At 56.2% G+C, this 25,525-nt stretch carries 17 protein-coding genes; 6 read left to right on the top strand and 11 right to left on the bottom strand.

Annotation, left to right across the window (positions count from 1 at the left end; all coding sequences use genetic code 11):
* Positions 1-122: 122 nt before the first annotated feature.
* Both AWR26_RS01065 and AWR26_RS01060 read left to right on the top strand, forming a co-directional pair.
* Positions 123-659 carry a GNAT family N-acetyltransferase gene (locus AWR26_RS01065; protein ID WP_064562972.1) on the top strand — a complete coding sequence of 179 codons (537 nt, stop codon included), beginning with the start codon at positions 123-125 and terminating at the stop codon, positions 657-659.
* A gap of 68 nt (positions 660-727) precedes the next feature.
* Complete coding sequence (locus AWR26_RS01060; protein ID WP_064562969.1) at positions 728-1,126, top strand: YdeI family stress tolerance OB fold protein; 399 nt, start codon at positions 728-730, stop codon at positions 1,124-1,126.
* 44 nt (positions 1,127-1,170) lie between these two features.
* Here the strand turns inward: AWR26_RS01060 and AWR26_RS01055 are convergent, their stop codons facing one another.
* Positions 1,171-1,929, bottom strand: coding sequence for an SDR family NAD(P)-dependent oxidoreductase (locus AWR26_RS01055; protein ID WP_064562966.1), 759 nt, complete (start codon positions 1,927-1,929; stop codon positions 1,171-1,173).
* Positions 1,930-2,047: 118 nt separating this feature from the next.
* Between AWR26_RS01055 and AWR26_RS01050 the strand changes: the two genes are divergently transcribed.
* The 3 genes from AWR26_RS01050 to AWR26_RS01040 all read left to right on the top strand — a co-directional run bounded on the left by AWR26_RS01050 (position 2,048) and on the right by AWR26_RS01040 (position 5,623).
* Positions 2,048-2,947 carry a LysR family transcriptional regulator gene (locus AWR26_RS01050; RefSeq protein WP_043956174.1) on the top strand — a complete coding sequence of 300 codons (900 nt, stop codon included), beginning with the start codon at positions 2,048-2,050 and terminating at the stop codon, positions 2,945-2,947.
* A 54-nt stretch (positions 2,948-3,001) separates the two neighbouring features.
* Positions 3,002-4,033, top strand: a complete 1,032-nt coding sequence (gene yhjD / locus AWR26_RS01045) for an inner membrane protein YhjD (RefSeq protein WP_064562963.1) — start codon at positions 3,002-3,004, stop codon at positions 4,031-4,033.
* Between the two features lie 273 nt (positions 4,034-4,306).
* Positions 4,307-5,623 (top strand): MFS transporter, encoded by a 1,317-nt coding sequence (locus AWR26_RS01040; RefSeq protein ID WP_064562960.1) that lies wholly within the window; start codon positions 4,307-4,309, stop codon positions 5,621-5,623.
* Positions 5,624-5,660: 37 nt separating this feature from the next.
* Here AWR26_RS01040 and AWR26_RS01035 read toward each other — a convergent pair whose 3' ends face one another.
* The gene (locus tag AWR26_RS01035) at positions 5,661-7,715 is read right to left on the bottom strand and encodes an AsmA family protein (RefSeq protein WP_064562957.1); all 2,055 of its coding nucleotides are present in this window, start codon (positions 7,713-7,715) and stop codon (positions 5,661-5,663) included.
* Between the two features lie 65 nt (positions 7,716-7,780).
* The gene (gene pdeH / locus AWR26_RS01030; protein ID WP_064562954.1) at positions 7,781-8,551 is read right to left on the bottom strand and encodes a cyclic-guanylate-specific phosphodiesterase; all 771 of its coding nucleotides are present in this window, start codon (positions 8,549-8,551) and stop codon (positions 7,781-7,783) included.
* A 232-nt stretch (positions 8,552-8,783) separates the two neighbouring features.
* Between pdeH and kdgK the strand changes: the two genes are divergently transcribed.
* Positions 8,784-9,719 (top strand): 2-dehydro-3-deoxygluconokinase, encoded by a 936-nt coding sequence (gene kdgK, locus AWR26_RS01025; RefSeq protein WP_064562951.1) that lies wholly within the window; start codon positions 8,784-8,786, stop codon positions 9,717-9,719.
* Between the two features lie 44 nt (positions 9,720-9,763).
* On the opposite strand, the gene AWR26_RS01020 is transcribed toward kdgK, so the two are convergent.
* The 8 genes from AWR26_RS01020 to bcsQ all read right to left on the bottom strand — a co-directional run bounded on the left by AWR26_RS01020 (position 9,764) and on the right by bcsQ (position 25,515).
* Positions 9,764-11,257 (bottom strand): M16 family metallopeptidase, encoded by a 1,494-nt coding sequence (locus AWR26_RS01020; RefSeq protein ID WP_064562948.1) that lies wholly within the window; start codon positions 11,255-11,257, stop codon positions 9,764-9,766.
* 217 nt (positions 11,258-11,474) lie between these two features.
* Entirely contained in the window at positions 11,475-12,761 is a 1,287-nt protein-coding gene (locus AWR26_RS01015; protein WP_064562945.1) for a dicarboxylate/amino acid:cation symporter, read from the bottom strand.
* 157 nt (positions 12,762-12,918) lie between these two features.
* Entirely contained in the window at positions 12,919-14,925 is a 2,007-nt protein-coding gene (gene hmsP / locus AWR26_RS01010) for a biofilm formation regulator HmsP (RefSeq protein ID WP_064562942.1), read from the bottom strand.
* Between the two features lie 223 nt (positions 14,926-15,148).
* Positions 15,149-18,646 (bottom strand): cellulose synthase complex outer membrane protein BcsC, encoded by a 3,498-nt coding sequence (gene bcsC / locus AWR26_RS01005; protein ID WP_064562939.1) that lies wholly within the window; start codon positions 18,644-18,646, stop codon positions 15,149-15,151.
* Positions 18,628-19,734 (bottom strand): cellulose synthase complex periplasmic endoglucanase BcsZ, encoded by a 1,107-nt coding sequence (gene bcsZ / locus AWR26_RS01000; protein ID WP_071892574.1) that lies wholly within the window; start codon positions 19,732-19,734, stop codon positions 18,628-18,630. Before bcsZ ends, bcsC begins: the two co-directional genes overlap by 19 nt.
* A gap of 6 nt (positions 19,735-19,740) precedes the next feature.
* On the bottom strand, positions 19,741-22,131 hold the full coding sequence (gene bcsB / locus AWR26_RS00995; RefSeq protein ID WP_064562937.1) for a cellulose biosynthesis cyclic di-GMP-binding regulatory protein BcsB: 2,391 nt from the start codon (positions 22,129-22,131) through the stop codon (positions 19,741-19,743).
* A 25-nt stretch (positions 22,132-22,156) separates the two neighbouring features.
* On the bottom strand, positions 22,157-24,760 hold the full coding sequence (gene bcsA, locus AWR26_RS00990; protein WP_064562934.1) for a UDP-forming cellulose synthase catalytic subunit: 2,604 nt from the start codon (positions 24,758-24,760) through the stop codon (positions 22,157-22,159).
* On the bottom strand, positions 24,757-25,515 hold the full coding sequence (gene bcsQ / locus AWR26_RS00985) for a cellulose biosynthesis protein BcsQ (RefSeq protein WP_064562930.1): 759 nt from the start codon (positions 25,513-25,515) through the stop codon (positions 24,757-24,759). Before bcsQ ends, bcsA begins: the two co-directional genes overlap by 4 nt.
* Positions 25,516-25,525: the final 10 nt, after the last annotated feature.

The following is a 25,525-nucleotide window of genomic DNA, read 5'->3' as shown; positions in this document are numbered from 1 at the left end:
CTGGCCATTGTTAGCGCTGAATTTTTTCTTTAATTACGTGTAGTTAAAAGATAGACCACTTAAGGATTATGATCAGTGATACTGGTTTCAACGCCTGAAAAAAATAGCCGGAGACATTCATCATGCTTATATTTCATACGCCCAGATTGATCTGTTCACCGCTGTCTGAAGAGGACTGGCCCTTTTTTCTTGCGCTGCAACAACACCCCGATGTGATGCGTTACGTTTCGGATACCCGCAGTGAACAGGAGATCCGCGCGGCATTTGACGCCCGTCTACCTGAATGGCACCCCGGTAGCCCGCACTGGCTCTGTTTGCTGGTACGCGATAACGCCACCAACGCGCCGCTGGGGGTGACCGGTTATATTCATCGTGAGGATGATTGCGCCGAAGTGGGGTTCCTGTTTGCGCCACAAGCGCAGGGCAGAGGTTACGGTCAGGAATCCCTTACCGCCCTGTGTCATTACGCATTTAACCAGGGCGGTATTCGTCGTCTGGTCGCCACAGTCACCGCCGGGAATCTGGCTTCGCGCCGCTTACTGGAAAAAACAGGGTTTGTACTGGAAGGCGAACTGCGGGAGGCCTGGTGGCTGGCGGGAGCGTGGCATAACGACTGGCTGTTTGGCTTACTGCGCCATGAATATACAGAAAAAGGCTAATTTACCAGCACATCGCACGCCCTTCTGCCAGGCTTAAAGACGTGTTCCGGCAACTGACAGGAGAAGTTATGAAGAAAACTGTGCTCACCCTCTGTGTAGCAACACTGTTCTCCATGACGGCATTCGCCGAAGATTCACCCGGTCTGAAAACCGATAAAGCCCCGCCGCCACCGCACAAGATGGAGGATGGCTACCGTGGAATGGAAGATGCGCGAAGCTCCACCATCAAAGACGTAAAAGCCATGCATGACGGCGCATCCGTCTCGCTGCGCGGCAACCTGGTGAAAAAGGAAAGCGAGGATCACTACCTGCTGCGCGATAAAACAGGCGAGATAAACGTGGTGATTCCGCTGGCGCTATTTGACGGCAAATCCGTATCGCCGGATGAACTCGTCGGTATCAGCGGCTCGCTGGATAAAAAACAGCAGCCCGCGTTTATCCGGGTTACACATTTTCAGAAACAGTAGCCGATGCGCGCCCGGCAGCCAGAAACCTGCCGGGCGTCGTCATTTTACAGGAACATACCGCCAGAAACTTCCACACGCTGCGCATTCATCCAGCCCAGCTCATCGCTCAGCAGCGCCGCCATCGCATCGCCAATATCGTCCGGCAGGCCTACGCGCCCCAGTGCGGTTTGCGCAGCGAGATACTGATTAATCTGCTCGTTGTCGCGCACCTGGCCGCCGCCAAAATCGGTTTCGATAGCGCCTGGTGCGATGATATTCACCGCAATTCCGCGCGCGCCCAGCTCTTTCGCCTGATAGCGGGTCAATACTTCCATCGCCCCTTTCATTGACGCATAAGCGGCATATCCTGGCTGGCAAAAACGCGCCAGACCGCTGGAAACATTGAGAATGCGACCGCCATTTTTCAGCAACGGCAGCAGATTCTGCGTCAGGAAGAACGGTCCTTTAACGTGGATGTTCACCAACTGGTCAAACTGCGCTTCGGTGGTATCGGCAAACGCCGCGTGAATGCCAATTCCAGCATTGTTCAATAAATAATCGAACGTCTCACGCTGCCAGACCTGTTTCAGCTGTCCATGGACTTCACGGGTAAAGGCAGCAAAACTCGAAATATCGCCGACGTTCAACTGTAATGCCACGGCTTTCACGCCTTTTTCTTCAATTTCGCGTACGACTTTCTGTGCTTCTTCGGCGTTGCTGTTGTAGGTCAGGATAATGCCCGTTCCCTTCGCTGCCAGCTTCAGGGCCGCATTTTTACCCAGCCCGCGGCTGCCGCCAGTCACTAATGCAATAGGTTGTGTCATAAGAAACCTCGTTTTCGCTGATGTGGAGAGTGAGAAAAGCTTATTAACTGACACAGAAACAATAAAGGTGCTAAATTACGCTTCACTGTTTCACACACGACAACAATAGAGTGTCGGTATGGATAAAATTTACGCAATGCAACTGTTCATCCGCGTCGCGGAACTGGAGAGTTTTTCCCGGGCGGCGGATTCAATGGGATTGCCTAAAGGTAGCGTATCTCGCCAGATTCAGGCGCTGGAAACCCATCTCGGCACCCAGTTGTTGCACCGCACTACCCGCCGGGTACAGCTGACGCAGGACGGGGCGGTCTATTACGAACGGGCAAAAGATCTGCTGGCGAATATGGATGAGCTGGACGGCCTGTTTTTACATGACCCATCCAGCATCAGCGGGCGATTGCGCGTGGATATGCCGGTCGGCGTGGCGAAGAATCTGGTGATCCCGCGCTTGCCCGCTTTCGTGCAACAGTATCCCGGTATTGAACTGGAACTGAGCAGCAGCGATCGGCTGGTGGATATTATCCGCGAAGGTTTCGACTGCGTGGTACGCGTTGGCACGCTGAAAGATTCCGGTTTAATCGCCCGCCAGCTGGGGCGGTTGTCGGTCATTAATTGCGCCAGCCCCGATTATCTGGCGCGATTCGGTTACCCGGAGAGCCTGGATGATTTGTCCTCGCATGCGCTGGTGCATTACGCGGTAAACCTCGGTACGCGTCCGCAAGGTTTTGAAGTCTGGCAGGATAAGCAGACGCGGTGGGTAAAAACCGGCGGCATTCTGACAGTCAACAGCACCGAAACTTATCAAGCCGCCTGCCTTGCCGGGCTGGGGATTATTCAGGTGCCGCGCGTCGGCGTGCGCGAAGCGCTGCGCGCCGGAAAGCTGGTGGAGATCCTGCCGCAATATCGCGCCGAGCCGATGCCGGTCTCGCTGATTTACCCGCACCGCCGCAATCTCTCCCGCCGCGTACATCTGTTTATGGAGTGGCTGGTGACGGCGCTGAAGGATTATGTCGATTAGCGCCAGGCTATAATTTCCGTTACAGACATATTCAGGAGAAGGAAAAAAGCGCTGATGACGCCGGAAAATCATGAAAAACGCCCGACGCAAGATCTCGACTATGAACCCGTAAGGAAGATGACGGAACAGCCTGCACAGCAGAAGAACGCCACGGAAGGAAAAGTCAGCAGCACGCTGGCGACCGTGACCGACACGGTGCAAAAACTCCAGCGCCTTCCCGTCATTGCGCACCTGATCCGCGCCGCAGAACGCTTTAATGATCGTATGGGAAACCAGTTTGGCGCGGCCATCACCTACTTCTCTTTTCTGTCGATGATCCCGATCCTGATGGTCTCGTTTGCTGCCGCCGGTTTTGTGCTGGCCTCGCATCCCACGCTGTTGCAGGACATCTTCGACAAAATTGTGTTGAGCGTCAGCGATCCGACCATGGCGGCAATGCTGAAGAACACCATCAATATCGCCGTACAACAGCGCACCACGGTCGGAATTGTCGGGCTGGCCATCGCCCTCTACTCCGGCGTGAACTGGATGGGCAACCTGCGCGAGGCAATCCGCGCCCAGTCGCGCGATGTCTGGGAGCGCAATGCCCAGGACGCGGAGAAAATCTGGGTGAAATATTTCCGCGACTTTATTTCGCTGATTGGTCTGCTGGTAGCCCTGATCGTCACGCTGTCGATCACCTCGATTGCCGGTTCGGCGCAGCAGATGATTATCTCGGCGCTTTATCTCGATAATATCGAGTGGCTAAAACCGGCCTGGCGGCTGATTGGCCTGATGATCTCCATATTCGCCAACTATCTGCTCTTTTTCTGGATCTTCTGGCGCTTGCCGCGTCATCGCCCGCGCAAAAAAGCGCTGATCCGCGGCACCTTTATCGCTGCCATTGGTTTTGAGGTGATCAAAATCGTAATGACCTGGACGCTGCCATCGCTGGTGAAATCGCCCTCCGGCGCGGCGTTTGGTTCGGTACTCGGACTGATGGCGTTCTTCTACTTCTTTGCCCGCCTGACGCTGTTCTGCGCCGCATGGATTGCCACCGCGCAATACAAAGGCGATCAGCGCATGCCGGATAAAACCCGCCACTAAATTCACGATCGGGCTGAGTGAAAATGTAAAATATCAGCCCGATCTCACTTTTTAGCATGAAAATCCAGGTCGTAACTTTTATTTAACCGAAAACCAGTTTTATCCACTAATTTATAAAATGTGTGAAGCATTTCATGGAAGAGAAATCGCACGTGTGAAAATTATCCGCTTTTTGCGCATTTTTCACGCGATTTACCGTTTTGTTACAGATTGAAATGTCGCTTTTGCTGTGGCTAATATGGCTGTTCGTTCGCGCAAAAATAAGAAAATTCTATGCAAGCTACAGCTACCACTTTCGACAACGAGCAGGAAAACCCACCAGTAAACTCACGCAATAAAGTCGTCGTTGCTTCTCTGATCGGCACCGCCATCGAATTCTTCGACTTCTACATTTACGCGACCGCTGCGGTGATTGTGTTCCCGCATATCTTCTTCCCGCAGGGCGACCCAACGGCAGCCACGCTGCAATCGCTGGCGACCTTCGCCATTGCCTTTATCGCACGCCCGATTGGCTCTGCGGTGTTCGGCCACTTTGGCGACCGCGTTGGCCGCAAAGTGACGCTGGTGGCGTCGCTGCTGACCATGGGCATCTCTACCGTGGTGATCGGCCTGCTGCCGGGCTACGAAACGATCGGCGTAATGGCGCCGTTGCTGCTGGCGTTGGCCCGTTTTGGCCAGGGTCTGGGGCTTGGCGGCGAGTGGGGCGGCGCAGCGCTGCTGGCCACGGAAAACGCCCCGCCGCGCAAACGCGCGCTGTACGGTTCTTTCCCGCAGTTGGGGGCGCCAATCGGCTTCTTCTTCGCGAACGGCACATTCCTGCTGCTTTCCTGGCTGCTGACCGACGAACAGTTTATGAACTGGGGCTGGCGCGTACCGTTTATCTTCTCTGCGGTACTGGTGCTGATCGGCCTGTATGTGCGCGTTTCGCTGCATGAAACGCCGGTGTTCGCCAAAGTCGCGGCAGCGAAAAAACAGGTCAAAATTCCGCTGGGTACGCTGCTGACCAAACACGTCCGCGTGACGGTGCTGGGTACCTTTATCATGCTGGCAACCTACACGCTGTTCTACATCATGACGGTCTATTCAATGACATTCAGCACCTCGCCGCAGGGGCTTGGCATGCCGCGTAATGAAGTGCTGTGGATGCTGATGATGGCAGTGATTGGCTTCGGCGTGATGGTGCCGGTGGCGGGCCTGCTGGCCGATGCGTTTGGCCGTCGCAAAAGCATGGTGATCATCACCACGCTTATCATTCTGTTCGCGCTGTTTATCTTCCCGCCGCTGCTGGGTTCCGGTAACCCGGTGCTGGTGATGACTTACCTGCTGATTGGCTTAAGCCTGATGGGGCTGACTTTCGGCCCGATGGGCGCACTGCTGCCGGAACTGTTCCCGACCGAAGTGCGTTATACCGGTGCGTCATTCTCCTATAACGTGTCGTCCATTCTCGGCGCGTCCGTGGCACCGTATATCGCCACCTGGTTGCAGGCGAATTATGGCCTGATGTATGTCGGGTTCTACCTGGCGGCCATGGCCGGGTTAACGCTGATTGCCCTGCTGCTGACCCACGAAACTAAACACCAGTCGCTGTAATCTTTTCCCCTCTCGCCACCGGCGAGAGGGTCACTTCTTAATGTTTCATCTGCGTCAAAATCGTCTGACACTGATTTTGCTCCCCTTCTGAGGGCGAGATCAGCGCCAGCAACGCTGCCGCTGGCGTCACTAATGTCGCCAGCGCCGCGGCGACTGCGCCGCGCGCAATCAGCGGCCCGGCTTTAACCCCGGCCTGCGGATTTTTAAAGCTGCCGCGCACATACAGCGGCGAGCGCAGCGTCACGATGCGAATGCCTTTACTCTCCGGATCAATGGTTAAATCCAGTTGCTCAGAGGCAAAGCTGGCGGTACCGGTGACATTAATCAGCGCATTTTCGGTGTCAAAAGCGAAGATTTGCGGACGCGCCACGCCGTTCGTCAGATCCAGATTTGCCGCCGCGCAGTTGACCCGCACTTCGTCATCGCCAAACAACTGGCCGATAACATAGTTGCCCACGTTCAGGCCGAGGATCTCCATCAAATTGCGGCTCACCAGCCCGTCGTTCATCAGCAGCTTGAGATTGCCGTTACTGGTGCCGAGCAGCGCGGCGACCGAGTTCCCCACGCCACGAATGTCTGCATCGCCATTCATCTCGCCGAGTGTTTTTTGCATCAGTTCGACGTTCGGCATCAGCTGTTTCAGCTTCAGCCGCCGCGCCTGGATCTCTGCGCGGCCCTGCATCGGTTTTTTATCCCCTTCAAAATGGAGGTTCGACGAAATAGTGCCGCCCGCAAGGCCGAATTTCAGCGGTTGCAGGCGCAGGTCGGCGTTGTTGAGGATGATGTGCGTGGAGAGGTCGCTGAGGGGTAAGGTTGAACCATGCTCGATACGGCGGCCTTTAAAGCGGACATCGGCATCCATCACATCCCATTTATCGGTTTCAAAGCGATCGTACGGCAGCACTTTGCCCGCCGGTTGCACCGTTTTTTCCCCTTTTTGCTGCTCACTGCGTCCGGAGTGCTGCGCCCCTTTGCCGGAATCCACACCAATGAGCGGCCCCAAATCCGCCAGCCGCAACTGGCGCGACTCGACATCACCTTCCAGTTTCGGGCGCGGTTTACCGGTGGTGTACTTGAGCGAACCGTGAATATCGCTGTCGCCGATATGGCCGTTGAAATCGCGGTAATCAAATGTCGAGCCTTTTTCATTGCCGATCTTCGCCACCAGATGACCATCGGTCTCAAACGGCGGCGTATCCGGCAACAGCACGCCGGTTAAGTCATACAGATCGCCCAGCGAATCACCGCCGAACTTCAGTTGCAGATCGACACCGCCGATGTTCAGCGGATCATTGACCGTACCAACAAACGCAACGCGGGTATTGCCGGAGCGAAAATCCGCCTGTACCGGGAAAGGCGTGCCTTCACTACGCAGCGCCAGCATGCCGCCGATTTTCCCCGTCCCGGAGAGCGGCTGCCCGTTGTAACGCCCTTTTGCCGTCAGGCCAAAAACATAATCGCCCGCCTTTGCTGTGCCATCGTTTTTGCCGGTTACTTCGCTAAATGGCAGCGGCTTACCGAGCGGATCGACGAGGATCTCGATATCAGCACGCGTCACCGCATCATCAATGGCAATACGTCCGCGATCGAAGAGAATGTTATCAAGGCGAAATGACCACGAAGAGGGCTGCGCATTCGCCTCTTTGTTGCTGTCGCTGGCGAGGGTGAAGGTCCAGTTATTGAGTTTTTCTGAGCGGCGAATAAGGCGGGCATCCGGCTGTTGCAGTTTGATCCACGGCAGATAGACCGTTTTGCTGAGCAGCGCCAGCGGCGCAAGCGTGGCTTCAACGCGCGGCAAATGCACCATGGTCACTTCATCAATACCCGGTGGGTTGCCCAGCATAATATCGTCAGCGTGAACATGCGGCCACGGCACCCAACTGCGCCAGCCGGTCTCCTCTTTTTGCCGCTCCCAGACCACGCCCAGATCGCCACGAATGGCAAACGGACGATTCAGTTCGGCGGAGACTTTTTCATTAATGGTGGGTTTCAGGCGGTTCCAGTCGAAGGTGGCGATGATAACGACGGCAACCACAATCAGTAACAGTACGGTGGCTATAACAGCGGTGATCGCTTTACGCGTTTTTGTCATTGTTTCCCTTTCCTCTTAAGCCTTACCTCTCATAAAGATAGTTTAGGCTCACTGAAAGGGCGGAATTACAAATCGAGTATCACATGTTCAAGTCGGGCCAGAGGAACCGGACGCGACAGAAAATAGCCCTGCGCCGCAAAGGCCGGAGACGCCTGCACGTCGCGCCACTCTTCGAGGGTTTCAACCCCTTCAACGATAACGCCCTGACAGTAGCGGTTCATCAACTGCAACAGCATGGTGAACAGGTTTTGCCCTTCCGGGGTTTTACGCAGCATGATAAACAGGTCGCGCGCCACTTTGATGTAGTCGTAACGTACTTCGCTCAGCGCCGAGAAGTTCGCCATCCCGGTGCCGAAATCATCCAGCCACAGCGGGCCAATTTCACTGATCGACGCAAAGGTGGAATCCTGCGGTAACCGAATGTGCTCCACCAGTTCAAAACGGATCCACGGCAGCGACTCAACCAACGCCATCAGTTGCGTATTCTCGCGCATCGCCAGCAGTGTCGGGCCATCGACATTGACCGAAGCCAGCACATCGTTATCAGCGAAGAAAGTCCGCTGTTCCGCCAGCAATTCGACCTGCTCATGTACCACTTCCACGCGCAGGCGCACGGGGATTTGGCTGAAATAACGATCGGGGGCAATTCGCTGATCCGGCTGTGACGGATGCGTCACAATGGTCAATACTTCAACAGCCATCAGACGACCATCGGTTTTATAGATGGGTTGATAAGTATAAGCACGTTCGCATTGCAGCCAATAACGACGCTCCTCAAGGCTTTCAATACTCGCTTCAGGAATGTTTAGTCGCTGGGTGACCTGCTTTAACTTCATGTCTGGTGTCCTGTCGATGGGGATGAGCTGGAACAACTCGTCAATGGGTTATCGGCGCTACGACTAAGAACTTTATGTCCTGCTTTTCGGCAAAATTAAAAACCAGAATGCAGGAATCTGCGCAGAACAGGGTTTAGCTCAAAAAAATACTGGAACGTTGTTTTAATATGATTGACCGCGCTTCACGCAAAACGCACACTACCGTTAATTTATCTGATCCAGGTTCACGACTATGTCCAGGAAAATTGCCGTCATCGGCGAATGCATGATCGAATTGTCACAAAAAGGCGCAGAAGTTAATCGTGGCTTTGGTGGCGATACCCTTAACACCTCCGTTTATATCGCCCGCCAGGTCAATCCGTCAGCGCTTTCTGTGCACTACGTTACGGCACTTGGCACCGACAATTTCAGCCAGCAGATGCTCGACGCCTGGCAAAGCGAAGATGTCGATACCCGTCTGACGCAGCGCATGGAAAACCGTCTGCCGGGCCTCTATTACATCGAAACCGACAGCACCGGCGAGCGCACGTTCTATTACTGGCGCAACGAAGCGGCGGCGAAATTCTGGCTGGAGAGCGAGCAATCTGCGGCAATCTGCGAAGAACTGGCGTCATTCGATTATCTCTATCTGAGCGGTATCAGCCTGGCGATTTTGAGCCCGGCCAGCCGCAACAAGCTGCTGTCGCTGCTGCAAACCTGCCGCGCCAACGGCGGCAAAGTCATTTTTGATAACAACTACCGTCCGCGCTTGTGGGCCAGCAAAGAAGAGACGCGCCAGGTGTATCAGCAAATGCTGGCCTGCACCGACATTGCGTTCCTGACGCTGGACGATGAAGATCTGCTGTGGGGCGAAAAACCGGTCGAAGAGGTTATCGAACGCACGCAGCGCGCGGGCGTGAAAGAAGTGGTGATTAAGCGCGGCGCAGACTCTTGCCTGGTGGCGATTGCCGGTGAAGCGCTGGTAGAAGTGCCGGCCGTGAAACTGCCGAAAGAGAAAGTGATCGATACAACCGCGGCGGGCGACTCCTTCAGTGCGGGCTACCTGGCCGTACGTCTGACCGGCGGCGATGCCACGGCAGCGGCAAAACGTGGTCACTTAACGGCCAGTACAGTCATTCAGTATCGCGGAGCGATTATTCCACGCGAAGCAATGCCTGAGTCAGAGTAAAGCGTCTGCCCTCGCTCAACCTTGCGGAAGAGAGAGGGCAAACATTACTGCTGCGGCGGGATATCCGACACATCGGTATGCCCGTCGTCAGCCGCTGCAGGCGCTGCTGCGGAACCCGCTGGTCTCATCACCTCATCCCACGTTGCCTGCAACTCTTTCATGTTGTATTCCGGCTCGCCTTTCGGCTGCATCAGAATCAACGCCATATCCTGCGACAACTGCTGATGCAGATCCTGATTCAGCATTTCCGGCGTAAGGCCATTTAAGAAACTCTGGCGCAGCTTTTGGTACTGCTCCGGCGCGATATCCACCACCTGGTTCTGCCACGAGCGCAGCCGCTGACCGATCAAAATATCGGTATCAGCGCGGGCGTAGGTCGCGAAAAGCTTTTGCAGTTCAAGGTTTTTCTGCGCAATCAGCGCTTTAAACTCCTCTTCCGGCAACCCTTTTTCACGGACTTTCGCCAGTTCGCGCGCAATCACGCCGACATTGGCGTTGAGCTTGTCGTTTGGCGTATCGACATTAATGGCGCACTGCGCGCGCTGGAACAGCACGCGGCAATCAAAGCCCAGACCGATCTCTTTGGCGTTATTTTTCGTCAGGTTCTGCTGGATATGCCAGAACAGCGCTTCGCGCGCCAAATCCGCACGCCAGTAGCGTTCCAGCGCGGCGGATTCGCGGATCGGCTGCCAGGCGGAATCCCACATAATCGACAATCGATCCTGGGTCACCGACTCGCTCATCAGGCTGACCGCCTGGCGCGGCAGCGGAGAAAGTGTGGCCACCGGCGTGGGCGTCTGGCGTTTACCTTTCAGCTCGCCGAAGGTTTTGCTAATTTGCTCGGCCACCGCGCGGCTGTCCACATTGCCGACCACGACCAGCGTCATGGCGTCCGGCGTGTACCATTTTTCGTAGTACGCTTTCAGCTGCGCCGCATCAATCGGTTCTTTCAGCATTTCCGCTGGATCGTGTCCCAGCAGCGACGAACCCTTCAGACGGTAGCGCCACCAGCTATCTTTGGTATCCGCAGGCCAGGTTGCCACCATGTCGTTACTGGCGAGCGCGTGACTGATGGTGGCAGGCGTAATGGTGAGTTTGCCCGTCGCATCCGCCAGATAGACCAGCGCTTCTTTCAGCAGGTCCGTGCGGTTATTCGGCAGGCTCAGGTTGTACTGCGTGTATTCATAGGAGACCAGCGCCGGCGGCAGCGGGCGTTTAGGGTCGATCCCTTGTTGCCACAGCGAACGAACCTGCGCCGGTTCAAGACGACCGCTGTGGGTCAGCGCGACGCGGGGAATAAAATGGGTGTAGCCGCTCTGTTGCGTACTTTCGGCGAGCGAACCGGTATCAATAGACAGGCGAATTTCAATGCGATCGCTGGGACGCTGCGGCGTGGCTAACACCTGCCACTGAAAACCGTTCGCCAGTGTCCCCTGTTGCCAGGCCGGGTCGGGCTGGAGCGCATCTGCCTGCACATAACCGACGGCCGCCAGCATCAGCAAACCGCCCGTTAACAGTCGAATTTTTGTGCCCTGCATGTGAACCCCTAATCAACATTCCTGGTTAAAAAGTATGCCCGCCAGAAGGAGGCTAAAGAGAGATAAAAACACTTCGCTTTTAGACCGCAGGAAACGCAAAACGTCACAACACGAAGCGAATTTTCCCGAAAACTCATCATGAATGGTAACGGAGACAGGGGTCAATTATGCGCAGGAGCCAGCAGTCCGACAAGGGCTGCTGGCTTAAGTACCGAAATTACGAGGAGATTTCGCGCGTTTTCGCGGTGCTTGTACGATTATCCAGCGTATCGACAAGCTGTTGTTGATCGAGTTCTTTTACCCATTTCGCCACCACGATCGTCGCCACACCGTTACCCACCAGGTTGGTCAACGCACGCGCTTCGGACATAAAACGGTCAATACCCAGAATCAACGCCAGCCCGGCCACCGGCAGATGGCCGACCGCAGAAAGTGTCGCCGCCAGCACGATAAACCCGCTGCCCGTCACCCCTGCTGCGCCTTTGGAAGAGAGCAGCAACACCACCAGCAGCGTAACCTGGTGGACAATATCCATATGGCTGTTAGTGGCCTGCGCGATAAATACCGCCGCCATCGTCAGGTAAATGGAGGTTCCGTCGAGGTTGAACGAGTAACCCGTTGGGATCACCAACCCCACCACCGATTTACGGCAACCCAGCCGCTCCATCTTCTCCAGCATGCGCGGCAGCGCAGATTCCGACGAGGAAGTGCCCAACACAATCAGCAGCTCTTCGCGGATGTAGCGGATAAATTTAAAGATATTGAATCCGGTAACGCGGGCAATCGACCCCAGCACCAGCACCACGAACAGGATACAGGTGACGTAGAAGCAGATAATGAGCTGCCCCAGTTGCACCAGCGTACCGACGCCGTATTTACCGATGGTGAAAGCCATCGCGCCGAAAGCGCCAATGGGTGCCAGGCGCATGATCATATTGATGATGCCGAAAATAACCTGCGAGAAGCTTTCAATAACGTTAAAAATCAGCTGGCCTTTGTGGCCCAAACGGTGCAACGCAAAACCAAACAGCACGGCAAACAGCAGCACCTGCAGGATATTACCGCTGGCGAAGGCACCGATAACGCTGGACGGGATCACATCCAGAAGGAAGTCGATAATCCCCTGCTGTTTTGCCTGCTCGGCATAAACGGCCACGGCTTTTGCATCCAGCGTCGCCGGGTCAACGTTCATGCCTGCGCCGGGTTGCACCACGTTAACAATAATCAGGCCGATGATCAGCGCCAGCGTACTGACGATTTCAAAGTAGAGCAGCGCAACCGCACCGGTGCGACCTACAGCCTTCATGCTTTCCATACCGGCAATACCGGTAACAACCGTACAGAAGATTACAGGGGCGATGATCATCTTGATGAGCTTCACGAAGCCGTCACCAAGAGGTTTCATCTGCGCCCCAATGTCAGGGTAGAAGTGGCCAAGTAAAATACCGATGGCGATTGCCGTCAGAACCTGAAAGTAGAGACTTTTAAACAGAGAGGTTTTCATAAGGTGTCCTTGAAATTAAAACCTCAGGCTTATTAGGGCTTTCATTAAGCCTGCGGTTTAAAAATAACACCCGACAAACATGACAGAAATGAACTTACATCAAATAAGAAACAACAATGTTAAAAGTTTGAACTGACTCGCACAACTCCGTAACAATTTAGGATTTCTCAACCCTTTCCGAAGCGGCAAGGTAGCGATGCTCAAACTGATCCGCCGACGTTGCACGATCAAATAAAAAGCCCTGCGCCACTTCCACGCCAGCCGCCGCCAGCCACTCCCGCTGCGCCTGCGTTTCGACGCCTTCGGCGATAATGTGTAACTCCAGGCTACGCGCCAGATGAATGATGGCCGACACCATGCTGTCGTCTTCCGGCAAACCTTCAACAAACATTTTATCGATCTTCAGCATATCCACCGGCAGTGATTTCATATGATGAAGTTGACTCAGACCGGCATAGCCCATGCCGAAATCATCCAGCGCAATACGAACCCCGGCATTACGCAGCGGGCGCAGGATCTCCACGGCGGCTTTCGGGTCATCAATATGGCGGCTTTCCGTCACTTCAAGGATCATCGTTTGCGGAGCGATTCGGTAGCGATTCAACAGCGCCAGCATGTCCGGCAGCATATCGTGATGCAGCAGTTGCATTGCCGAGAGATTGACCGATAGCGGCAGCATAATGCCGCGCGACTGCCAGGCGGCCAGCAGGCGGCAGGACTCTTCCAGTACCCAGTAACCAACGGTCACCATCAGGCCGCAGGATTCAATGCGTTCAATCAACCCCTGCGGCAAATCCCAGCTCCCATCAGGCTGGCGAACCCGCAGCAACGCTTCGGCACTGACCAGTTCACCGCTGTCGATCGCCACCTGCGGCTGAAGCCAGAGCGCAAATTCGCCCTGATCGAGAGCGGTGAGAATATCGCTCTCCTGCGTTAACCGCTGCTGCGCCAGCTCCATCTGCTCAGGGTCGAAGAACTGGATCTGGTTTTTCCCTTTACGCTGTGCGCTGGTCACCGCCGACATGGCGCGATGGTAAAGCTGCCCGGCGCTCAGATCGCCATAAAACATTGCCACGCCGATATTGGCGTTGGGCCGCAATTGAATACCGTTCAACGGAACACGTTCATTAATGACAGTGAGTGCTTGCTTACCTAATGTCATCGCATGCCACGGTTCCTGAACGCCGTTGGCGATAATGGCAAAGTCATAACCGCTGACCTGCGCCAGCATCATGTGCGGAGAAAGCACCGATTTCAGCTTCTCAACCAGCGTGACCAGCAGCACTTCACGCTGGGATTCCTGCAACACACCGGCGGTGTCGCGCAGCGTTTCGCAGGAGACAATCATCAGCGCCGTCGGCTTTTGCCGGGCTACAGTTTGCTCCAGCATCGCCATCAGAAACGCCTTGTTGGGCAGCTCCGAAACCGGGAAGCGGGTAGACTGGAGATTCATCTCTTCAAGCTGGCGCAGCAGCATCTGCTGGTTGCGGTTGTAGCTGCGCACCAGAACGCCGATTTCATCATCAAAGTGGTGGCCGGGCAGCGTCAACTGATGACCAATGCTTTCCTGCGCGGACAGCGCGTTCAGTTCGGCAGAGAGTTTGCGCAGCGGATGGACAATCAGCCGGTTAATGCACCAGGTGATCGCCACGGTAATCATCAGCGACAAAAGTAAGTAAGTCGTTACTAACATAGAGAGCGTGCTGAGGATAAATTTGTAGGTGCGCCAGGAATCCGCCTGCAACACCAGATACGCCAGCGGCTGCGGGTTCGCCGGACGCTCAAGCGAGTAAATCGGCAGCGTAATCTGGATCGGTAATTCGAAAAAGCGGGTGATGGTGATCGGCACCGGATGTTCCGCGATAAAGCGTACGCGCAGCGCCTGGAATTGATTCGGCAACACCACATCCGCCCGGCTGACCACGCCCGCCGGTTTGATCTGTTTCAGAATGGTTTCCGCTTCGGGGATATCGGCTTTCAAAATGGCCGCCGAGAGCGGTTCGCGCACAGAGCGGGCAATGCTTTCCAGTTGCGTAGCCGTGTTATAGCGATTCTGCTGCAAGAAGTGAAACAGCAAAATAACGCAGAAAATAAAAACAAACACCATGGAAACACCAGCAACCATGGCCATCTGTTTAATGGTTAAAGAACGGCTGACACGCAAAATTACTTCTCCAGAGACACAAAGCCAAGAGTTCAGAGCTAACACAGAAAACTCTGACGCCAGAGTATACTCGATCGCAATGCGGTTAGATAAACGGGCTGATAGATCGTTTTCGCGGGCGGAACAACGGCAGAAAAGGAAGATAACAGTTTGAATATCTGGCGGTTAAGTGCGGTATCGACAGCCTGTCTTTACCGCGTTTCCCGCCAGGAATGTTCTTGTATTACCAGTCAGCGTACGGCGTCAACGGCTGCGGAGGCATATCCATATCGCCCTGCCAGCCCGCCATTGAATACCGCACGAACAGAATGCCGTGGCTTGGAGTGTAATCCTTCGCCTGCTGAATATCGATGCCCGCACCAATTGACCAGTGCGATGTGACGCGCCGCTCCACCAGCAACCTTGCGGTATAACCGAAACCGTTCGAACTGCTGCCCGCGCCTAAATTATCTTTATCCGCATACATTGCCGTACCGTCCGGGAAGAACTGGTTATCCGGGATCAGGTTCTGCAGTGGATAGCGCAGAATCGAATCGGTCTTCGAGTGCGACCACGAGACCGAACCACCCAACTCCCACGACCAGTTTTCCGTGCGTTTGCGCCAGTTGACCGGCAAAGCAAAAGAGAGATATTGCTGCGGACTGTAGTAACCGCCCTGGCCGAGCGAATAACCGCTCAAATCCTTATCGTAGTGCCACAACATATTGTTGACGCCAACGGTCAACCGCTCGTTGTTTTTGTTGATCAGCTTGTAGTAGTAACCGGTCATCCAGCGAACGCGCCAGTTATCTTCGACGTTTTTACCGGTGAGAGTATCAGCGTTCAGGCTCGACCAGACGCCGTTAGCTTCACCTTTATCGTAACTGATGCTGACCCCGCCGCCAGTCGCGCGCACGCCGCCCCAGGTGGTGCCGGTATTCGGGTCTTTCTGCCCGGCAAAGGCCAACAGTGAGCTGGAGATCGGGCGCCGGTGCGCGTTAACGGTATAACCAATGGGGCCGAGATCGCTACTGTAACTCACGCCGCCGACCACATCGACCACATCAAATCCCATCGGCGTGGTGCCGATATCCGCCGCCCAGGTACTGTTTTGCCAGCCGACGGCAACGCTCGCGCCGTTCGCGGTCTGGCTGGTGCTGCCACGACACGGCGTGGCGGAACATGTCCCCCACGTCGGATCGTAAGTGCCGTTGGTGGTGGCAAAACTCCCGGCATCCATATTGACGACGTCGGTACGGAAGAACATGCGCCCGTCCGATAGCGGCGCATCAACCTGCAACATGGTGGTATGCGCTTTCAGGTCAGAATAACCGCCCGTACCGCTGGAACCCCAGTAGTCATGTTGCAGGGTGGCGTTAACATCTTGCTGGCGGTAAAGATCCGCCGCATCGCTGCGTATGCCGCGCTTCAGCCAGTCATCTTTTTCATCGTTGCGCGTCAGTTGGGTAAAGCTGTCGTTATCCGCCGGGCGCGTGGTGGTAATAGCGGAAGCGACCATCGCATCTTTCCAGGTTTCCAGTGCCTGCTGCGGTTCGCCATTTTGCGCTTCGAAACGGGCGGCATCGCGCAATACCAGCGCATTCTCCATGGATGGTGGCCGGGATTTAGCCTGCGGTACAAGCGCACTGAAAGCCTGCTGCGCGCTGGCACTATCGCCAAGCGATGCCTGCATCAGCGCAATACGCCGCTGGGTATTAATGGAACGCGGTTGCGCCGCTGTCGGTGCAGGCAGTTTTGCCAGTTGATCGCGTGCCGCCATCTTATTGCCTTCTGCGGTATACACTTCCGCAAGGCCAAGTAATGCGTCCTCATTGGCCGGTTCACGCTCAAGTACGCGCTGGTAATATTGCCTGGCCGCGCTGAAGTCGCCGCGCTGCTGCGCCCAGTCAGCCAGGGTTGAATCAATACGCGTGGCAGCGGGTTGCTGGTTTAAGAAGGCAATCGCCTGCGCTTCGTCGCCGGTGTCCCGTAGCCTGTTCGCCTTCTCCAGTAGCTGGTTGGCTTGTAGCCGGTCGGCCAGTTCCTGAATATTGCTGTTCCATTTTGCCTTCGGCAGCCGGTTGAGATGATTCAGCGCCGCCATTTCCTGATTATTGCCCGACAGATAGAGCCCGTAAGCAAAGACCTGCTCCGGATCGTCCGGCTTTTGCACAGCCAGTTGGCTCATCAGCGAATCGGCTTCGCCACGCCTTCCGGACTGGCGTAAATCACTGGCCAGTCGATAAGTTATCCAGACATCGCCGGGCGAGAGCGCCAGCCGTTTACGTTGCAACTCCGCTGCCTGTGCCCATTGCCCCTGGTTTTCCAGCGCTTCGGCCTGCTGCGACAAACGATCGTTCATCATGCCGCGCTCAATATCGTCAATGCTGCGCCGCTGGCTGGCAGAGAGCGACTCTATAAAGCGTTCTGCTTTTTCCGGCGACTGGGCGCGGTAAATGTTCGCCAGGCCGCGCACCGCGTTGCTGTTGCCGCTGTCCATGCGCAATGCCTGACGATAGAAACCCTCCGCCGCTGCGTTATCCTTACGCGCCATCGCCGCATCGCCGAGGCCCAGCACCGCATAGCTGTCGGTGTTATCAATGCTGCGCGCTTGCTGGTAAAGCCGCTCGGCCTGCGCCGGATTATTGGCTTTCAGCGCCGCATCACCCTGCTGGATCAGCAGCCAGTAGCGGTTCACTTTCAGCAAACTTTCCCATTTGCTGCGGCTGCCGCTCGTTGGATCCATGGCGATGGCTTTCTCAAACTGCGTGACCGCACGGGCGCGATCGCCCCGCTGGGAATATGCCTGCCCCAACGCACCCACCGCTTCGCTGTCGTTATGGTTAGCGTTAACCGCCTGCTGCAATTCCCCCACCGCCTGCGCACCTTTACCGGCATCCACTGCCGCAAGGCCCGTGGCGCGAGCGCGAAACGCCGGATCGGCCATCTGTTTTTGCTGCGTAGCCAGCAGCGTACGCGCGCTGTCAACGGCATCGCCCGAACTGAATATCGTCAGAAAATGCTGCAACGCTTTCACGCTGGCATCACTGACCGGCATGTTCTGAAGTTGCTGATACCAGAGTGTGGCGGCAGCATTGCGTCCATTGCTCGATTTCGCCATCTGCTCCAGCACAGCGTAGCCTTCCGCATCATGGCCATCGGCAAACAGCAGCTGCGCCAGCGAGTTTTGCAACTGATCGTTGCCGGGATAACGGGCGTTCAGCCGTTTCAACTGATTCACGGCTTCCGCACGGCGCGCCGGGACTTTCGACACCAGTACCCAGTACTCGACCGCCAAATCGCCATCCGGCGTATTACCTTTAAACAGCGCATCGTAGGCGGCAATTGCCTCCTGCGTATGCCCGGTGGTGGCCTGCAAACGCGCCTGCTGCAACGCCTGACGCCCCTCCGCCGTGGAGAGCGACATCGCAAGCAGGGAGGAGTGGTAAGCCGCGGATTCCGGAGCCAGTTGCTTCATTCGATCGAGCTGCTGCTGCGCGCCGGCATTGTCACCCTGGCGCAGCAAATAGCGGAAACGGGCGGCAATCACCTCCGGGTTGTTCGGATCGATCAGTTCAAGGCGATAGAGCGACTGACGAACTAAATCTTCGCGTTTGGTTGTTTCCCCCAGCCGCACCTGATCCAGCAACTGTTGCTGTGCGGCGGTATCCGCCGCGCGCGCGGTTGGCACCAGCGCGAGGCCAAGTGAGAAACAGAGAAGACTTACTGTGAACTTGCGCATTCCTGGCCCCAGTCAGGTTGTAACTCACCACGAGGGGTGAAACGAAAACGGTGCTCATCCCACCCTTGTCCAAACAGGGTAAGAACATAGCTGTAGTAGGCATCGTCACCGGGAAAATGGTCTGCGACGTTCTGCCGCAGCCGGGCCTGAACATCGCGATCCTGTAAAAATGGCAACAGCGCAGCGGCAAAACCTACCGGCCCGTTACCCTCGATCTTGCCGGTCGCCACATCCACTTTTTCCGGGGGCGCGTTATTTTTCGTTGTGACCGTCGCCATCGGTTTAAACTTCGCCAGCAACCGCGCTTTCTGCGTGTCGCTGTCATTCAGCATGCCAGCCCACAAATAGACGCGAATCGCGTCGTAGCTTCCGATCAGCGTCTTTTCGCTTTTGAGTTGCCAGCCCTGCCCCTTTTGATAGCGCACCCAGTCCGGCGAAAAGCCTTTTGGCGCAGTCTCCAGCAACAGTTGCAGATTGGTTTCGCGCAGCGTTGTCCAGGGCGCGCCGAAACGGGTGAAATAGCTCGCCAGTTGCGGCGGCAAATAGCTGGGGTTAAACCGCCAGGCGCTGTCATCGGCAAAGCCGATTTTTCCCGGCAGCAACATCAACCCAAGCTCTGGCACCTTCACCACCTCTTCTTTGGCGATGCGGTCTAACAGCGCTTTCCCCAGGTGGGTGTAAGCATCGTTTTTCCACAAGCGCCCGGCTTCCAGCAGTGACCAGGCGATCCAGAGATCGGCATCGGAAGCCGAGTTGGTATCCAGCACCGTCCAGTTCTGCTGGTCTTTTTTCCCCCACAGCCAGGCAGGAAGGTGGTCGCTGAGCGAGCCTTGCGCGAGGTTGTTTTGCGTCCATTGCAGCAGGTTATCAAATGCCTTGCGATCGTTGGCGGCCAGCGCGAAGAACAGCGCATAGCTTTGCCCTTCCGAAGTGGTGATTTTGCGCGCATCGCTCGGATCCACTACCCGACCACCCTCGCTGATATAGGCCTGTTTAAAATGCTCCCAGGCAGGCCAGGTGCAGGCGGCGCGCGTACTCATCGCCGCCAGCATCAGCGCCATCATCACCACCCAACGTAGCGCCTTCATGGCTGATTACTCGTGGTCCGAATCAAGGCGGCGGCGGCTGATAATTCGCAGCAAGCGCCACAGTACCCATGCCAGCAAGACAACGCTGACCGCAGCCAGAATGGCCAACAGTACCGGGTGGTTCGCCAGCGCATACCAGATACGCTCAAACCACGGCAAGTGACCGACATAGTAGACATCGCCTACGCGCAGACCGTTAACGCCGGATTCACGGATCACCGTTACCGAACCGAAAATCGCCGCGCGTTTACCGCTGTCGTTCATGGCATTGTTCAGCAGTTCGTAGCCGCGCGGGCTGTCCGCCAGCAGCGCCACAACGCTGCGCTGATCGTTGAACGGCGACTGGAAGCTAATCACTGCCGCCATTGGGCCATCGGAACTGACTGCCGTTTTCGTATCGGCTTTGCGGTCAGCGGCATCCTCTTCACTTGCCATAAATGGCGACTGGCGCAGCGGCGTTTTCACCCAGCTTTGCGTCGCATTTACCAGCAGGTCGATCTTCTCGTCGTTCTTCAACGGTTGCGGAATCGAGCCGATGATCATGATGTCGGCGTCTTTCCCCTGCAGTTGGCTGGCATCGCTGGTCAGTTGCATATTAATGGCCGGGAAGCCGGTTTGCGCGCCGATGGTGCCAAGCGTATTCAGCAGCGTACCAACCTGTGCTGGCGTCGGCTGTGTCGGGGTGACAATAACGGTTTGCGACAGATCCGCCATCCGGCTAAACGGGAAGCCTGCATTCGCGAAGGCGCGCAGATCCGGCATGGCGATAAAGTGGTAATACTTCGAGAAATCGATGGTTGAGTCGTCGCCAATCACCACGCGGTTCGGGACTTGCTGGAACGTCACGCAGTTATCGATGCTGCCGCCCGGCATGGGATTCATATACTGGAAGTCGAAGCGCAACTGGTTGACTGCCCCCAGTTTCAGCGCCGGAATCGACACATCCGTTTTGCTGTCCAGCAGACCTTGCAGTACCGGCAGGCGCAGCAACAGACGGTTCGTGTCCTGGTTGCTGGTCAGGTTGAAATATTGCAGGAACTGGTTATTCAGGCTGATATCCATGCGCGAGCTATCTTTGGTCAGCGGCGCGGTATAACGATAGTTGAGATTCATATCGATACCGGTGCTGCGCAGCAGATAGAGATCCGGCGGCAAATTCAGCGACACGTTGATGGACGATGGCTCCAGGCCGGTGGACTGCAACTGTTCCTCATAGGTTTTCAGCTCGCCGAAGGTCACCGGACGATCAGTACGCACCCAGTTCGGCGCGTCATACGGCTGGCGAGCCAGCAGCGGTTTAACTTCATCCACCGTGACGCTATCGCCACGGAACAGCACGTTGCCCTGAGCGATACCTTTTGCCGCCTGCAACAGATCTTTATCGTCGCGCCCCATCACGATCAGCAACTTCACATACGGGTTACCCGGATGGTTGATCATGCTAATGGTCGGCCCTTTCACGGCTGGCGCGTCACGCAGGAAATCCGGGCGTTTATCGTTAGTGGCGAAAACAATGGCATTACGATCCGGCAGGCTATTATAAGAGACCGGGAAAGTCTGGCCGCGCCAGCCAGCACGTGAACCGAACCACGAAGCGATGATCGCCGCAGCCTGCTGCTGCGCGATGTCCGGCGCACCGGCAAAGACCATCGGCAGAGTTAACGCCCGGTTATCACGCGGGTCGAAGAACGGTACCGGGAAGTGGGAGAGATCGTTTTTCAGCGGCAGACTTTGGTAGGTCATCTCCAGCGAACTGCTGCGACCGATATCCAGCCACAGCGTGCTGCTGGCTGGGTTTTCACAAACATCGCGATAGTGGCCAACAAACTCCAGCCGCACGCGGTTGAAATCGCTAATAAACAGCGGGTTGATCGGCACCTGCGCTAGCGTCTTCTTACCGAGCTGCTCTTTGGTGACCGGCAAGACGCCCATCAACTCATCATTCAGATAAACCTTTAACTGGGATTGAACCGGCAACAGCGACGGCGATGGCGTGTACTCAAGGTTAAGCACTGCTTTTGACACCACTTCGTCGCTACGAACGCCAAACTCAACGCCACCGTCCGGGTTAATACCGCGCAGCACCATGCTGCCCGGCGGCGGGGCGATCTGCGCGAAGGTAAGTTTGACGTCGCGGGATGGCGAATCTGTCGCCACCACCGGCGCATTAGCGCCTGGCAGGCCGGGCATTACCTGGCCTACAACATTCCCTGCGGTCGGCGTTGTTGGCGTCAGCGATTCAGCTTGCTGCGGCGCGGGCGTTGCGACCGGATCCGTAGCCGGTGCGACAGCCGGGACATTAGGCGCCGGATGCGAGGGCGCGGCAGAAGTCATCATCGGGGACAGGGTACTTACCCCTACCGCCACAGCACAAATCCATGAAATTTTTCTTTTCATCGCGTTTTCATCATTGTTGAGCCAGTCACGTCGTTGGTTGCTGCACGGCCATATTCCGTGCCGGGCGACGCGGAATAAATGACACCACCCAGGCCACCAGATCGGTAAATGAGCGGAAAATCACTTTGACGGACGGCGGAGCAAATTCCGCGAGATGGCGATAGCCGCGGAAACCCAGTTTCAAAATATCAAACAGACTTTCCAGAGGTTTATCTTCCGGGAAGCTGTCCTGCCACAGCGCCCATGTGTCTGCACGGGCAAAGGTACACTGCACAAAATCGATATGTTGTTTGGTGGTGAGCGGCATCAGTTGCAGACCGACCTGGTTGCCAATGACACGCGCTACCGTAGTTGGAAACGCATACTCTTGCTGGCCGCGCTTCAGCAGCAGGTTTACTTTCTGCCCTTCCAGCACCTGCGCCTGGCCATTAATCTTGATGCCCAAACCGCCGTCGGAGAAGTCATGGACGGTACAGGAGAAGAGATGACCATCTTCGCGGGCAATGGCCGCTGGCATGGAGATTTCGACACGGTGCGCGCGGCGCACCTGTTTGCTTTCGACCGATACCGCCACCGCACCGCCAAGAATCACCATGTTGTAAAACACCCAGGCCATACTGACGAACACGGTGAGCACTTCATTTTCCGGGCCGTAGAAATAGCGCCAGATCCCCACCAGCACACCCACCAGGTTGAGCAGTACCAGGAAGATGTAAGGACGAGAAATCACCCAGTCCACATACTCCTCTTCCACCAGCCCGCCTTTGGCGGTGACGTTAAACTTGCCTTTGTGCGGGTTGAACAGCGCCACCAGCGTAGGCGGCGCGATATACCATGCCAGCACCGTTTCGTAGATCTCGCTCCAGAAAGAGTGGCGATATTTCCCCTGAATCTTCGAGTTCGTCAGGCTGGCGTGAATCATGTGCGGCAGTACGAACAGGGCGATCATCAGCGCCGGAGCGTAAATGATGTAGGCATGCAACAGCAGAAACGCCAGCGGCGCAGTCAGAAAGATCAGCCGCGGGATGCCCGATAAGAAGTGGAACATGGCATTGACGTAACACAGCCGCTGCGGCAGTTTCAGCCCTTTACCAAACAGCGGATTGTCGAGGCGGAAAATCTGCACCATGCCACGCGCCCAGCGAATACGCTGACCAATGTGCGCCGAAAGGCTCTCGGTCGCCAGCCCTGCCGCCTGCGGAATACGCATATATGCAGAGGTGTACCCAAGGCGGTGTAAACGCAGCGAGGTGTGCGCATCTTCGGTGACGGTTTCCACCGCAATCCCGCCAATCTGATCCAGCGGCCCACGACGAATAACCGCGCAGGAGCCGCAGAAGAAAGTGGCATCCCACATGTCGTTGCCGTCCTGCACCAGACCATAGAACAGCGTGCCTTCATTAGGCGTTTTACGAAAGCGCCCCAAGTTACGCTCAAACGGGTCCGGCGAGAAGAAGTGGTGCGGCGTCTGCATCATCGCCAGCTTTTTCTCTTTCAGGAACCAGCCCATGGTCATTTGCAGAAAAGAGCGCGTCGGAACGTGGTCACAGTCGAAAATCGAGACAAACTCGCCCTTCGCATATTTCAGCGCGTTATTGATGTTCCCGGCTTTCGCATGCTCATGCGTGGTGCGGGCGATGTACTCCACGCCCACCATACTGGCGAACTGGCGGAACTCTTCGCGGCCGCCATCATCGAGGATCCAGATTTTGAGTTTGTCTTTCGGCCAGTCGATACCGAGCGACGCGTAAATGGTGTTTTTCACCACGTTGAGATCTTCGTTATAGGTCGGCACGAAAATATCCACCGACGGCCACAACGACATATCTTTCGGCAGCGGCACCGGCTGGCGGTTCAGCGGCCAGGCAACCTGGAAATAGCCCAGCACCAGCACTACCCAGGCGTAAGTTTCGGCAAACAACAGCACCAGGCCGCACACCAGGCTGACCGGATCGTCCCAGTTGAGGGTTGAGGTATAGCGCCACCAGATATAGCGACAAGAGACAGTCAGCGACAGCACAATCAGCATCAACGCTGAAAAGCGTCCCGGAATGCGGCGCACCAGCAGCGCAACACCCCACAACAGTACCAGGAAAACAAACTGCGCCAGCGGGTTAAACGGCTGCGTAATGCACAACAGGGCGAGGATCAGCGAAAACACCACAATGACGCCTAAAATAAAGCGCCGCAGGTGCGGGCTGATATGGCTAAGCTCTTTTTTGTGATCGAGATGACCCGTGCGATGCGTCACGCGTTCCGGCAAGGTATCAAGCCAGTGATACCAACGCCCACGCAATGCGCGGATACGGGCAAAACGCTGGCGCCGCGCCGATTTCGGCGGTCCCCAGGGTAATGTCACCAGCAGCCAGAGGCTTTGCAGCAGGTAGCGCGCCGGATCAAGCGGGAGCGGTCTGTCAGGATCAATATGCGGAAACCAGTGCTGCTGCTGCGCCCGCAACTGCTGCCAGCGCGGATGCTCAAGCGGGATAAACAGCCAGGCGAGGATCACCCAGAAGCAGCCAGAAGCCGCGCTGAACCACGATGCGCCATGCTGGCGATAGTGCTGATAGCGCGCGCGTAAGCGTGCGCTGACCGGTGGGATCAGCAACCAGCTGGCGGGGCCGCTCATAGCTGGCTCCTCTCGCGCTCACCACCTTCGCGCGGCTGTGCGCAATGCAGCAGGCACCAGTTGGCCAGCGTCACCATCTCTTCTGCAGCCAGCGAGTCGCTGCGGTATTCCCCCAGCGGTTGTTTCGCTGCCAGACACTCCGCCAGCGCTTCATCACGATGGATAGTGGTCGGCAGGATGCGCGTCTGGCTTTGTAACCAGACCTGCCACAGATCATCCTGCAACTGGCTACCAATCCGCAGGTCGTTAATCAGAATATGCGACCCCGCAGGCAGCGGCTGCTGATGCAGCCGAATATGGCAATTGATATCGGGTTTGATAATGGTGAAAACATGGTCGCACGCGGCGACGAATTGCCGCGTCAACGGTGAAAAACCGTGCGGCAGATCGATGAGTACCCAGTGATACTGTTGCTGCGTTTTTAACGCCTGTAAAAGAGCAGCAAGCTGGTTTAACGCGTCATGCTGATGAATAACATCCCACTCGCTCGTCGTGAGTTGGCCGAACGGCAATACATCAAGCTGCGAAGTGTAGCGCAAACCGGCATCGCGCCAGTCCTGACCATCAAGCACGGAGCGCGCCCAACCGCCACGGCTGGCAAAATCGACATTAAATGACAGGCGCAGCAGATTGTCAGGGCAGGCATCAATAACCAGCACCGATTCGCCTAATAATTGCAATGACCAGGCCAGAGCCGCCGTAATTGATGTTGTACCCACACCGCCGCGGATCCCCTGTAATCCCAAAATGGCCATCTACAGTTGC

Source organism: Kosakonia oryzae, assembly GCF_001658025.2.
Lineage (GTDB): Bacteria > Pseudomonadota > Gammaproteobacteria > Enterobacterales > Enterobacteriaceae > Kosakonia > Kosakonia oryzae.
Note: the sequence above shows the minus strand (reverse complement) of the source record. Positions and strands in the feature narration are given on the sequence as shown.